Here is a 12,492-nt window from a genome sequence, read left to right as displayed (position 1 = left end):
ACATGACCCGCCCAATCCTTTACCTTGAACCTTTACATGGCGTTGATGCCGGCAGGCCAGACATGACGACGTTCCGTTCCGACTTCCTGCGCACTCTTTCCGAGCGCGGCTTCGTTCACCAGATCTCGGATCCCGAAGGGCTCGATGCGCTCTTCGCCACGGAAACCGTCACCGCCTATATCGGCTTCGATCCCACCGCGCCGAGCCTGCATGCCGGCGGCCTGATCCAGATCATGATGCTGCACTGGCTGCAGGCGACCGGCCATCGCCCGGTCTCGCTGATGGGCGGCGGCACCGGCATGGTGGGCGACCCCTCCTTCAAGGAGGAGGCGCGCAAGCTGATGACGGTGGAGACCATCGAGGAGAACATCGCCTCGATCAAAAAGGTGTTCTCCAGCTACCTGACCTATGGCGAGCGCCCCACCGATGCCCTGATGGTGAACAACGCCGAATGGCTGACCGGACTCAACTATCTCGAATTCCTGCGCGATGTCGGCCGGCACTTCTCGGTCAACCGCATGCTGTCCTTCGACAGCGTGAAGACGCGGCTCGAGCGCGAGCAATCGCTGTCCTTCCTTGAATTCAACTACATGATCCTGCAGGCCTACGACTTCGTCGAACTGTCGAAGCGCTACGGCGTGCGGCTGCAGATGGGCGGCTCCGACCAGTGGGGCAACATCGTCAACGGCATCGATCTCGGCCACCGCATGGGCACGCAGCAGCTCTACGCCCTGACCTCGCCGCTGCTCACCACCGCCTCCGGCGCCAAGATGGGCAAGTCGCTGTCGGGCGCGGTGTGGCTGAACGCCGACATGCTGAGCCCCTACGAGTTCTGGCAGTACTGGCGCAACACCGAGGACGCCGATGTCGAACGCTTCCTGAAGCTCTACACCACGCTGCCGATGGGCGAGATCGCACGCCTCGCCGACGAGGCCAGGGGCGCGGCGATCAACGAGGTGAAGAAGATCCTCGCCACCGAGGTCACCGCCATGCTGCACGGCCGCGCCGCGGCGGAGGCGGCGGCCGAGACGGCGCGCAAGACCTTCGAGGAAGGCGGGCTTTCCGCCGATCTGCCGACCATTGAGATCGCCGCGGCGGAATTGGAAGCCGGCATCGGCGTGCTCAGCGTGTTCGCCGAGAAGACCGGCCTCGTCGCCTCGAACGGCGAGGCCCGCCGGCAGATCAAGAGCGGCGGGCTCAAGCTGAACGACGCCACCGTCACCGACGACAAGGCGGTGGTGAGCGCCCGCGATCTCACGCCCGAGGGCGTGGTGAAACTGTCCTTCGGCAAGAAGAAGCACGTGCTGCTGAAGCCGGTGTGAGCGGGACAAGACCCACGGAATCAGAAAAGCCCGGGCAGCGCCCGGGCTTTTTCATGCCTATCGCGTCGGCACCACCGCCGGCGGCGTCGGATCCGGCGCCTGCCTATATTCGAAGATCTTGCGCAGGAAGCCCGGCGCCACGGCGGAGATCGGGTTCACCCGCAGCGTCGGCCCGCTGAGCGGCCCGACGATCTCGTAGGTCACGCCCACCAGCCCTTCATTCGGCCCGCCACCGAGGAAGAAGCCGAGCACCGGCAGGCGCGAGAACAGATTGTTCAGCCCATAGGCCGGCACATAGGTGCCCTGGATCGAGATGCGGTCGCGCGCATAATCGAGCGAACCGTCGAAGGTCGAGCCCACCGCCGGGCCCCATACCACGCCGTCGCGGATGGTGAGCTGCTCGGCCGAGCGGGTGAAGCTCACCTGCAGCTTCCTGAAGGTGATCGCCGCGCCGGGCTGCGGACGCCCGTTGACGGCGGTCGCCGGCGCGGCGGCGATCAGCCGGTCCAGCCCCGCCTCGCCGCGCACCACGAAGTCGCGCATGTTGATGACGCCGTTCTGCGGCGTTCCGTCGCCATTGGGCGGGTCGATGTCGATCCACAGATCGCCGCCATAGATGCGCGAGTAGAAATTGATGAAGCGCAGCAGGGCGCCGGCATCGGTCGTCGCCACCCGCATCACCTTGGTGCCGCCGGCGCCGTTCATGATCTGCCCGGTCACCCCGCCGTCGCGGCCGACCAGGGCGCCGAGCGAGAAGGTGCGCAGCGCGCCGTCGCGGCGCGACAGCTTCAGCACCGCCTCGCGCATGGTCTCGCCATTATTGCCCACCACGACGTTGAGGTTCACGTCGAGATCGACATCCACCGGCTTGGCCTGGTCGGCATTGCCGGCGATCGGCGCTTCCAGCAGGTTCTTGAGGAACGCCCGCGCCTCGATCACCTCGCCGCGCACGGTGATCCGCGTCACCCCACCGGCCTGGTCCACCTTCACGCTCGCCTTGTCGCCGTCCGAAAGCTGGAAGGTCGGCAGGTCGGCGCTCACCGGCACGCCTTTGGCGTCCAGCACCACCGAGCCGCGTATGTTCACGCCGGTGCCGGAGACCACGAGATTGTCCAGCTTAATGGAATCGTCGCTCTTGCTGAGCTTGGCGGTCAGCCGTGCGGGCTTGCCCGCCGGCTTCGACCAGCCCGGCACCAGTTCGGCGAGCCGGGCCTTGGTGAGATCGATATCGACATCGGCACTCACCTTGCCGTTCGCCGTGGTGGTGCCGTTCAGCTTGACCGCGACCGTGCCGCCAAGCCCGGCGAGGTCGATGTCGAGCTTGTCGCGCGTCGCCTGGTCGAAGCTCGCCGCCATGGTGAAGGAGGCATCGCCCTTCACCGGCAGCGTGTAGTCGAAACTCACCGGCGCGCCGCCGAGCTTGCCGTCGCCGCGGAACACGCTGGCCTGCGGCGTCACGAAGGCGCGGACGTCGGCGTCGTCGAGGTCGTGGCCGAGCACCATCTTGTCGGCCGAGAAATCGCTCAGCGTCGCCTCGAAGGCAAAATCGACATCGGTGGGCTTGATGTCGTCCGACAGCCGGATGCTGACCTGCGCCACCCCCTGGAAATCGCCGGACACCGTCGCCGGATCGAGCGGCGTAGCCGCCGCGTGGGTGCGCAGCGAGGGCAGGCTCGCCAGCTCGGCCAGGCCGGCGGCAGGGCCGTTGAGGGCGATGCGGATCTTCGCGGTCGGCGTCTTCGGCGCCGTGTCCGGCACGTCGAAGACGCTCTCGGACAGGGTGAGCTTGCGTCCGGCCGGCGTCTGCAGGGCGGCCTTCGAGGCTTCCACATGGGCCGTGCGGCCGGTCACATGCACGCTGACATCGGCGCCGGTGATCGGCGGAAGTTCGGGGAGCACCCGGAACGAGCCGTTGCCGGCGGCGATGTCGATGCGCAGGGCATCGTCCGGCAGCGGGTTGACGGAATTGCCGATGGAGGACAGCGGCGCGTTCAGCACGATCTCCGCCCGGCTGACCTCGCCGGAGACCACGTTGTCATAGACCCAGTCCCGCACCTCGGGCGCCGCCAGCACCGGCCAGATACGCTTCAGCGTGGTCGCCGACGTCGGCGTGGTCGAGACATTGAGGCTCAGCGCCGGCTCCGCCCCGCCGAGTTCCACCCCGCCGCCGACCGTGATCTCGGCCTGATCGCTGCTCACCTTGGCATTGTCGATGCGGAGGCTCTTCGCTTTGGGATCGTAGCGCAGGTCGAGCGCGATGTTCTGGGCGACGAAGGGCGGCTCCTTCTCGGAGAGCGGACCGCCGCCGCCGAGGCTGCCCTTCGCCTGGGTGGCGTGCAGCAGCCAGATGCCGTCCGCGGTCTGCGGCACATTGAGATCGGCGGCGATTTCCAGGTCGAGCGGGCCGGCATGGATGGACAGCGGCGCGATCGCCACCTTGCGATTATGTGGATCGAAGCTGAAGTCGAGCGAGACCTCGTCGATGATCATCCGGCCGAGCTCGTCCTTGCCCAGCTGCAGCTCGCCGGCCCCCACGAGCATCCGTCCGGTGGAACCGATAAGGTCGCCATGCTCGTCGATCTGGGCGTGAATCTCGCCCGAAAGCGGTGAGGTGGCGACGAGATCCGCATCGGCCATGCCGGCGGCGATCATCAGGTCGCGCGGGGCGAGGTCGCGGATGCCGACATCGATGTCGCGGCGCCCGTCCACCATCGGGGCGATGGTCGCCTGCGCCGACCAGGGGCCGTCCGCCCCGCCGGCGCGCAGGTCGAAGGTCAGCCCGCCGGCAGACGGACGGGAGATATTGATGTCGATGGCGTTGAACACCCAGCGGCGCCCGCTCACCTCGTTGCGCAGCGTCAGCGTGCCGTCCTTCAGGCCGATATCGGACAGTCCGCCGCCATCGAGCCCGCCACGATCGAGGGCATCGGCCAGCGCCGCGAGGCTGGCGAGGCGGATCGGGCCGATGGGTGGTGAGGTGTCTGCTCCCGCAGGCCCGGCCGCAGCCGACGCGTCTGCCGGCAGGGCGGTAGTCGAGGCGGCGGGCGCGGCGGCAATCGAGGCGCCGCTGGGGCCGGGCGCCGGGGTATGGATCGGCTTGGCGTTCTCGCCGGTGGAGACCGCCAGTCCGCCATCGGCGGTGACCCACACCTGCAGCTTGACGCCGATCAGGTCGATGCGCTTCGGCCCGGCCATCCACGGCATCAGCCGATCCTGCAGGGCGATCTCGGCCTGGGGCGCCGAGGCGATCACGTCGCCGGCCTCGTCGCGCACCACGATGTCGTTGACGCGCAACGTCATGCCGCCGGCCGCGGCGCCGTTGGAGACGATCTCGCCGATCTCCACGCTGCGCCCGGCGCCGAGCCGTTCGGAGAGCGCCCGCTCGACATAGGGACGGGCGATGTTCACCGTCACCAGCCCGGTCGAGAACAGCACATAGAGGGTCAATACCGCGGCGACGGCGACACCGAGCAGGCTGCCGAACGACCAACCGCAGACGCGAACCCACCGACGACGACGACGCGGGGCCTCGCAGGCACGCGCTATCCGCCGCAGACGCGGGCGCTTTCCCGGCCCGGCACGCCCACCGGCACTGCGCATCGTCCTGTCGATCATCTACCGCCCGAATCCCTGCATGTGGATGATAGCGCCTGAGCGGGGTCTATCGCGATATCCTGTCTGTTTCTTGTCCGCCGGCAAATCTATGACGGGGATAGGCACGGGCTGGTGCGCGGCCACGCGCGGCATCGCCGCAAAAGCCGACGAAAGGAAGGCAAATGACCACCATTGCTGCCGGAGAACCGGCACCCGACTTCGAACTGCCCGGCGATGACGGCGGCATCGTCCGCCTCGCCGATTTCCGCGGCCGCAAGCTGGTGCTGTATTTCTATCCCAAGGCCAGCACGCCGGGCTGCACCATCGAGGCGCACGACTTCAACCGTCTGCTGCCGGAGTTCGAGAAGGCGGGCACGTCGGTGCTCGGGGTTTCCGCCGATCCGGCCAAGGCGCTGGTGAAGTTCCGGGACAAGGAATGCCTGGCCTTCCCGCTCGCCACCGACGAGTCGCACGACATGCTCTCCGCCTATGGCGTCTGGGGCGAAAAGAGCATGTACGGCAAGACCTTCATGGGCATAGAGCGCTCGACGCTGCTGATCGACGCCGAGGGGCGCGTCGCGCAGGTCTGGCCGAAGGTGAAGGTCGCCGGCCACGCCGAGGCGGTGCTCGCCGCGGCCCAAGCCCTCTAGGCGGGGCCCTACGGCACACGCTCTGAGGCGTGCCTCGGCGTGCCTCAGTCGACGTCGTCGACGCTCGCCGGGCCGCCGCCATAGGCGCGCTGGGCGAGCGCGGCTTCCATGAACGGGTCGAGATCGCCGTCCAGCACCTCCTGCGGCGTGCCGGAGGTGACGCCGGTGCGCAGGTCCTTCACCAGCTGGTAGGGCTGCAGCACATAGGAGCGGATCTGGTGGCCCCAGCCGATATCGGTCTTGGCGGCTTGGTCGGCGGCGGCCTGCGCCTCGCGCTTCTTCAGCTCCAGCTCGTAGAGCTTGGCGCGCAGCATTTCCCACGCGGTGGCGCGGTTCTTGTGCTGCGAGCGGTCGCCCTGCGCCACCACGGCGATGCCAGTCGGGATATGGGTGAAGCGCACCGCCGATTCGGTCTTGTTGACGTGCTGGCCGCCGGCGCCACCCGACCGCATGGTATCGACGCGCAGATCGCTCTCCTTGATGTCGACGACGATGCGGTCGTCGATCACCGGGTAGACATCCACCGACGAGAACGAGGTCTGGCGCCGCGCGTTCGAATCGAACGGCGAGATGCGCACCAGCCGGTGCACGCCGGATTCGGTCTTCAGCCAGCCATAGGCATTGTGGCCCTTCACCAGAATGGTGGCGGACTTGATGCCGGCGGTCTCGCCGCCGGTCTCGTCCACCAGTTCCACCTTGAAGCCGCGCCGCTCCGCCCAGCGCGTATACATGCGCAGCAGCATCAGCGCCCAGTCCTGGCTGTCGGTGCCGCCGGCGCCGGCATGGACTTCCAGATAGGTGTCATTGGCATCCGCCTCGCCGGACAGCAGCGCCTCCAGCTGCCGGCGCGCCACCTCGGCCTTGAGGCGCTGAAGCGCCGCAGCCGCTTCGGTGACGATGTCCTCGTCGCCTTCCATCTCGCCGAGCTCGATCAGCTCGACATTGTCGGCCAGCTCGCGGTTGATGCGCTCGATGGCGCCGAGCCCGTCCTCCAGCGTGCCGCGCTCCTGCATCAGCTTCTGCGCACGCTCGGGATCGTTCCAGAGATTCGGGTCTTCCGCCATCGCGTTGAGCTCGGCGAGACGGGCTTTGGAACGATCGAAATCGATGTGCTGCCTCAGGAGACCGGCAGCTTCGCGGATTTCGTCGACGCTCGCGGCGAGGTCGGCGCGCATGATGGACACTCTCGAACGGAAGGAGAAAGGCGGCGGAAAATAGAGAGGAAGCACCGGGCTGTAAACGCCCCTCCTCCACCGGCGCGGCAAGAAGACCCACCGGGCGAGCGGGCGACCGCCCGCCTCTCCACCAGCCGGATCAGGCGACATGCCTTCACGGACACCGCCCGGCGAAGCGCCGCTCACGACGTGGTGATGTGGGGCCGGTCGCTCGATTGAGGCTCGTTCCGGAGACGCCGTGCGGGCACCTCCCGCCAGGTCGTCAATCCCGGCCACGCGCCGCGATCATCAGTTCGCGCGAAATCGGCCGCTCCGGCTCGGAGCGCAGCACCAGCGAGGTCGTCACCTCGCCGAAGCGGCCAATGGCATCGACGATCACCGCGAGATGCTCCGGCGCCGGCACGACCGCCTTCAGCACGAAGCAGTCATTGCCGGTGACGCGGTGCACCTCGACGATGGAGGGCAGCGCCTCGAAGGCACGCAGGCAGGGACGGATATGCTCATGCGTGGTCTTGAGCCGGATGATGGCGGTCATCCGCAGCCCAACGGCGGCCAGATCGATGCGTGCGCCGTAGCCGGCGATGACGCCGCGCTCCTCCAGTCGCTTCACCCGTTCGGAAACCGCCGGCTGGGACAGGCCGATGCGCCGGCCGAGCTCGGAGAGCGGCAACCGCCCATCCTCCTGCAACGCCTCAAGAATATCGAAGTCGCGGTCGTCGAGCCCCGCCACCGCCGGACGAACGCCGGGCAGTCGCGCGCCGCGAATCTCGCTGCGCTTTGAATCCATAAGCAGAACCCCGTTTTCGCCTATGGATCAGCATGGCACCGTCGAGCGGTCTTTGCCATGGTGCCGAGGCGGCGCGCAGCCCGCCACCGCGGCCTGTCGGCACCCCCGGGAGAACCCTGTGGGCTCACGCCGGAACGCGCATGGCCGCTGCCATGCCGTCACCTCCTTGTGGACTTGCGGGGCGCGCCCCGCGCTTTGTGGAGCCTTCCATGCGCCTGATCGGCATGCTCGATTCGCCCTATGTCCGGCGGGTCGCAATCTCGCTGAAGTTTTTGCGCCTGCCCTTCGCCCATGAGGCGGTGTCGGTGTTCCGGCATTTCGATGCCTTCGCCGCGATCAATCCGGTGGTGAAGGCACCGACCTTCATCACCGATGCCGGCGTGACGCTGATGGATTCGACGCTGATCCTCGCCCATGTCGAGCGCCTCGCCGACCCGGCGCTGACGCTCGAGCCTGCCGACAGCGCCGACCATGCCCGCGCCCAGCGCATCGTCGGCCTCGCCCTCGCCGCCTGCGAGAAGACGGTGCAGATCGTCTACGAGCACGAATTGCGGCCGCAGGAGAAGCGCCACGAGCCGTGGCTCGCGCGGGTGCGCGGCCAACTCCATGCCGCCTATGGACTGCTGGAGGCGGAGATCGATGCGGACAAGGGATGGCTGTTCGGCGAAAGGCCGATGCAGGCGGACATCACCGCCGCCGTGGCGCTCGGCTTCACCCGCCTCATGCTGCCCGGCGAGATCGAGGACGCCCGGATTCCGGCGCTAGCGAGCCTCGCGGCCCGGGCCGAGGCGCTGGCGGAGTTCACCGGCACGCCGATGCTGTGAGACAGCGCCGCCGGCGCCTCAGTAGAGGCCGCCGGTACCGCTATTGCCGATGGCACGATCCGCTTCCGGCGAGACCGTGGTCGGCCGGCCGGCGGCGTCGGTGGCGCCGACGATCGAATAATTGTCGGGCGGCGCCGTGCCCGGCTTGAACGCCTCGAGGATCGACTTCTCGCCCGGCCCGGCGCGGAGGCCGCTCTTCGGATTGATGCGGATCAGCTTCATGCCCGGCGGCACCCGGAACGGCACCGCGGCGCGGTCGGCCAGCGCCACCTGCATGAAGTCGCGCACCACCGGCGCCGAGATCAGGCCGCCGGTCGAGCCCTTGCCCATCGGCTTGGGGTTATCGAAGCCGAGATAGACCGCCACCACCATGTCAGGGGTGAAACCGACGAACCAGGCGTCCTTCTCCTCGTTGGTGGTGCCGCTCTTGCCGGCCACCGGCTTGCCGAGCACCTTCAGCGCCGTGCCGGTGCCGCGCTGGACCACGCCCTCCATCATCGAGACCATCTGGTAGGCGGTCATGGGGTCGAGCACCTGCTCGCGGCGGTCGATCAGCGTCGGCTCGGGCTGGTCCTGCCACTGCGCCGCGTCGCAGCCCCGGCATTCGCGCTCGTCATGCTTGTAGATGGTCTTGCCGTAGCGGTCCTGCACGCGGTCGATCAGCGTCGGCTTGATGCGCCGGCCGCCATTGGCGAACATCGAATAGCCGCCGGCCATCCGCATCACCGTGGTCTCGCCGGCGCCCAGCGACATCGACAGCAAGGGCAGCAAATTGTCGTAGATGCCGAAGCGTTTGGCATAGTCGACGATCACCGGCATGCCGAGATCGTTGGCGAGCCGCACCGTCATCACGTTGCGCGACTGCTCGAGGCCGAAGCGCAGCGTCTGCGGGCCATAGAACTTGCCGGAATAGTTCTCCGGCCGCCACGTCGCCTGGCCGGCCTGGTTGAGCTCGAACGGCGCGTCGAGCACGATGCTCGACGGCGTATAGCCATTGTCGATCGCCGAGGCGTAGACGAACGGCTTGAAGGACGAGCCCGGCTGGCGCTGCGCCTGGGTCGCGCGGTTGAACTGGCTCTCGTCGAAGGAGAAGCCGCCGGCCATGGCCAGCACGCGCCCGGTCCACGGATCCATGGCCACCAGCGCGCCTTCGATCTTCGGCTGCTGGCGCAGGCGCCACTGGTCCGGCTTGCCCTCCACCGGCTCGACATAAACGACGTCGCCCGGCTTGAGAACGGCATTGACGCCCTTCTTGCCGCGCAACGCCCACTTCACCCCGTCGGCGGTGACGATGCCGACCTCGCGCTGATCGGGCAGCTGGCCGGAGCGGTCGCGCTGCGGCTGCAGCCCGATGCGCGCCGTGTCGGCGCCGGCCTCAAGCACCACGGCGAGGCGCCAGGGAATGTCGCTGAAGGCGCGGACATCGGCGAGGCGGGCGCCCCAGTCGCCGGAGGTCTCGATGCCGGTGATGGCGCCGCGATAGCCCCGCTGCTCGTCATAGCGGGTCAGGCCGTCGAGCAGCGCCTTCTTGGCGATCTGCTGCAGCTTGGGATTGAGCGTGGTACGCACCGACAGGCCGCCGCCATAGAGCTTGTCCTCGCCATAGCGCTCGAAGATCTCGCGGCGCACCTCCTCGGCGAAATACTCGGCCGAGAAGATGTGGGCGCCGGTCGGGCGGACGGTGACGGCGAGGTCGGTGGCCTTGGCCTTGTCGGCCTGCTCCTGGGTGATGTAGCCGTTCTCGGCCATGCGATCGATCACCCAGTTGCGGCGCTCGACGGCGGCGTCGTGGCGGCGGAACGGATGATAATTGTTCGGCCCCTTCGGCAGGGCGGCGAGATAGGCCGCCTCGGCGATGGTGAGTTCGTTCACCGATTTGTCGAAATAGAGCAGCGAGGCGGCGGCGACGCCATAGGAGCCGATTCCGAGATAGATCTCGTTCAGATAGAGCTCGAGGATCTTGTCCTTGGAATAGGCGCGCTCCATGCGCAAAGCGAGCAGCGCCTCCTTGATCTTGCGGTCGAGCGAGACCTCGTTGGTCAGGAGGAAGTTCTTCGCCACCTGCTGGGTGATGGTCGAGGCGCCCTGCGGCCGGCGGCCCGAGCCGTAATTCTGCAGGAAGGCATAGCCGGCGCGGCCGATGCCGGTGATGTCGATGCCGCCATGCGAATAGAAGTTCTTGTCCTCGGCGGAGATGAAGGCTTCCTTCACCAGGTCGGGAATGTTCTGGATCGGCAGATAGAGCCGGCGCTCCTTGGCATATTCGGCCAGCAGCGAGCCGTCGGTGGCGTGGATGCGCGTCATCACCGGCGGCTCGTAGTTCTGCAGCTGGGTGTAGTCCGGAAGATCCTGCGAGTACTTCCACACGAAATAGCTGGCCACGGCCCCGCCCACCACGAACAGGATGGTGCCGACCGCGAACAGGAAACCCAGGAACCGCAACAACAGCCGCATTCGGCCATGACCCCGCATGCTAGTGCGCCCGCCGCGACACGCGGCGGACAGGCGCAATGAACCGACGTCGCCTCGACACACCCTGTGCGTAGCAACTATGGCCTAATCGCGGCCGGAGCCACGCGGGCGCCGCCGACCGCCTCCTCCAGGCCGCCCGGCAACGCCACCGACATGCCGTCCGTCGGCTTCTGGGCGGTGAAATAGGCCTCGATGGCCGTCGTCATCGCATCGGTGACCTTAGACTGCCATTCATCCGATGTCATGAGTTCGAGATCCTTGCGGCTGGAAAGATAGCCGAGCTCGAACAGCACCGACGGCACGTCCGGCGCCTTGAGCACGCGGAATCCCGCCGATTTCAGCGGGGATTTGTGCATGCGCGCGGTGGATTCGACATGGTTCGCCAGCGTGCGGGCGAAGGCGGCGGAGAAATTGCGCGTCTCACGCTGCGCGAGGTCGAACAGGATGCCGGCGACGTCGGCCGGCTCCTCGGAGAGATCGAGGCCGGCGATCTTGTCGGATTTGTTCTCGGTGTCGGCCAGCCGCTGCGATTCCGCGTCGGAGGCCCGGTCGGAGAGGGTGTAGATGGTGGCGCCGCGCACGTCGCCGTCGCGCGCCGAGAGCGAATCGGCGTGCAGCGAGATGAACAGCCGCGCCTTGGCCTCGCGGGCGATCTCCACCCGCTGGCCGAGGGCCACATAGGTGTCGTCGTCGCGGGTCATCACCGCGCGATACCGGCCCGTCTTCTCCAGCTTGGCGCGCAGCATCAGGCCGATCTTCAGTGTCAGTTCCTTCTCGACCGCCCCGAAGGCGGCGTTGGTGGCGCCGGGATCGATGCCGCCATGGCCGGGATCGATCACCACCACCGGGCGCACGTCGCCCGGCGCTGCCGGCTCCGGACGCGAGCCCGCTATGTCCGGCAGGCTGCGCACCGGCGCGGCGACCGCCTTCAGGAAGGTGGCGCGGTCGACCTTGACCAGATCAACCACCAGCCGCGCCGGCTGCCCGTCCATCGGGTCGAGCACGAAGGCCTTGTCGATGGTCACCGGCGCGGAGAGGTCCATCACGATGCGCCCCTTGCGCGGGGCAAACAGGCCGAAGCGATAGGCGGTGACGAGGCCCCGGCCCTCCTGGCCGGAGGCGGCCGGCAGCGAGAACACCACGTCCGGCACGTCGATGACGACGCGGTAGGGATCGGCAAGGGTGAAGGCGCCGAGCGCGACCGAGCGCGACAGGTCGACCACCAGGCGCGTGCGCTCGTCGTCGCCGGCAAGCCGGGCGTCGGTCGCCACCGCGGGTTCGGGCGCGGTCGCGGGCGCGTCCTCGGCGCGCGCCACCGCAAGCCGGGTCACCAGCCCGATCGCCAAAAGCAGCGTCGCCAGCAGCGCCACCCCGAACCTTTTCGATCGCCTGCGCGTCGTCAGCGTCGTCTCTCCGAAACGTCCGGCCCCCGCTCCGCTGTCTAACGGAATAGGCAACCCGGGTTAACCACTCGTTGACCGCCGGAGTTCCCGTCCCGCCGGAGCGTGGCCGGCGGGCAACGCTCAAGCGACGCGCGGCTTGCCAAATCGGCACGCGTGCCGCTATTAAGAGCATGCATATGGTTCGCCTGCAGGGACGTCGGTTATCCGGCTTTCGCGATCCGATGGCGCCGGGCGGTCCAGTGATGGAGGAGCCCAGCATCCGGCC

The 12,492-nt window shown here is 67.9% G+C and carries 8 protein-coding genes; 3 read left to right on the top strand and 5 right to left on the bottom strand.

Features of this window, described 5'->3' with window-relative positions; translation table 11 throughout:
* Nucleotides 1–62 precede the first annotated feature (62 nt).
* Nucleotides 63–1,322, top strand: a complete 1,260-nt coding sequence (tyrS, locus tag J2X65_RS18180) for a tyrosine--tRNA ligase (RefSeq protein ID WP_310203728.1) — start codon at nucleotides 63–65, stop codon at nucleotides 1,320–1,322.
* Nucleotides 1,323–1,379: 57 nt separating this feature from the next.
* Here the strand turns inward: tyrS and J2X65_RS18175 are convergent, their stop codons facing one another.
* Nucleotides 1,380–4,937, bottom strand: coding sequence for a DUF3971 domain-containing protein (locus J2X65_RS18175; protein ID WP_310203725.1), 3,558 nt, complete (start codon nucleotides 4,935–4,937; stop codon nucleotides 1,380–1,382).
* A 161-nt stretch (nucleotides 4,938–5,098) separates the two neighbouring features.
* On the opposite strand from J2X65_RS18175, the gene bcp reads away from it, so the two are divergent.
* Nucleotides 5,099–5,566 (top strand): thioredoxin-dependent thiol peroxidase, encoded by a 468-nt coding sequence (gene bcp, locus J2X65_RS18170; protein ID WP_310203723.1) that lies wholly within the window; start codon nucleotides 5,099–5,101, stop codon nucleotides 5,564–5,566.
* A 44-nt stretch (nucleotides 5,567–5,610) separates the two neighbouring features.
* Here bcp and prfB read toward each other — a convergent pair whose 3' ends face one another.
* Nucleotides 5,611–6,741: a peptide chain release factor 2 gene (gene prfB / locus J2X65_RS18165; RefSeq protein WP_310203720.1), complete on the bottom strand. Its 1,131-nt coding sequence runs from the start codon at nucleotides 6,739–6,741 to the stop codon at nucleotides 5,611–5,613.
* A 262-nt stretch (nucleotides 6,742–7,003) separates the two neighbouring features.
* Nucleotides 7,004–7,528, bottom strand: a complete 525-nt coding sequence (locus J2X65_RS18160) for an Lrp/AsnC family transcriptional regulator (RefSeq protein ID WP_310203717.1) — start codon at nucleotides 7,526–7,528, stop codon at nucleotides 7,004–7,006.
* 209 nt (nucleotides 7,529–7,737) lie between these two features.
* Between J2X65_RS18160 and J2X65_RS18155 the strand changes: the two genes are divergently transcribed.
* The gene (locus J2X65_RS18155; protein ID WP_310203714.1) at nucleotides 7,738–8,352 is read left to right on the top strand and encodes a glutathione S-transferase family protein; all 615 of its coding nucleotides are present in this window, start codon (nucleotides 7,738–7,740) and stop codon (nucleotides 8,350–8,352) included.
* Between the two features lie 18 nt (nucleotides 8,353–8,370).
* Here J2X65_RS18155 and J2X65_RS18150 read toward each other — a convergent pair whose 3' ends face one another.
* Nucleotides 8,371–10,806 carry a penicillin-binding protein 1A gene (locus J2X65_RS18150; RefSeq protein ID WP_310203711.1) on the bottom strand — a complete coding sequence of 812 codons (2,436 nt, stop codon included), beginning with the start codon at nucleotides 10,804–10,806 and terminating at the stop codon, nucleotides 8,371–8,373.
* 95 nt (nucleotides 10,807–10,901) lie between these two features.
* A complete protein-coding gene (locus J2X65_RS18145; protein WP_404977751.1) occupies nucleotides 10,902–12,188 on the bottom strand; it encodes an N-acetylmuramoyl-L-alanine amidase in 1,287 nt (428 codons plus the stop codon).
* Nucleotides 12,189–12,492: the final 304 nt, after the last annotated feature.

Origin of the sequence: Ancylobacter sp. 3268 (genome assembly GCF_031456575.1) — a bacterium.
Taxonomy (GTDB): Bacteria; Pseudomonadota; Alphaproteobacteria; order Rhizobiales; family Xanthobacteraceae; genus Ancylobacter.
This window is presented reverse-complemented; position numbering and strand designations above follow the sequence as displayed.

What these genes read in the sequence shown, in the direction of transcription:
- tyrS (WP_310203728.1), top strand. Translation starts at nt 63, where the DNA reads ATGACGACGTTCCGTTCCGACTTCCTGCGCACTCTTTCCGAGCGCGGC.
- J2X65_RS18175 (WP_310203725.1), bottom strand. Translation starts at nt 4,937, where the DNA reads ATGATCGACAGGACGATGCGCAGTGCCGGTGGGCGTGCCGGGCCGGGA.
- bcp (WP_310203723.1), top strand. Translation starts at nt 5,099, where the DNA reads ATGACCACCATTGCTGCCGGAGAACCGGCACCCGACTTCGAACTGCCC.
- prfB (WP_310203720.1), bottom strand. Translation starts at nt 6,741, where the DNA reads ATGCGCGCCGACCTCGCCGCGAGCGTCGACGAAATCCGCGAAGCTGCC.
- J2X65_RS18160 (WP_310203717.1), bottom strand. Translation starts at nt 7,528, where the DNA reads ATGGATTCAAAGCGCAGCGAGATTCGCGGCGCGCGACTGCCCGGCGTT.
- J2X65_RS18155 (WP_310203714.1), top strand. Translation starts at nt 7,738, where the DNA reads ATGCGCCTGATCGGCATGCTCGATTCGCCCTATGTCCGGCGGGTCGCA.
- J2X65_RS18150 (WP_310203711.1), bottom strand. Translation starts at nt 10,806, where the DNA reads ATGCGGCTGTTGTTGCGGTTCCTGGGTTTCCTGTTCGCGGTCGGCACC.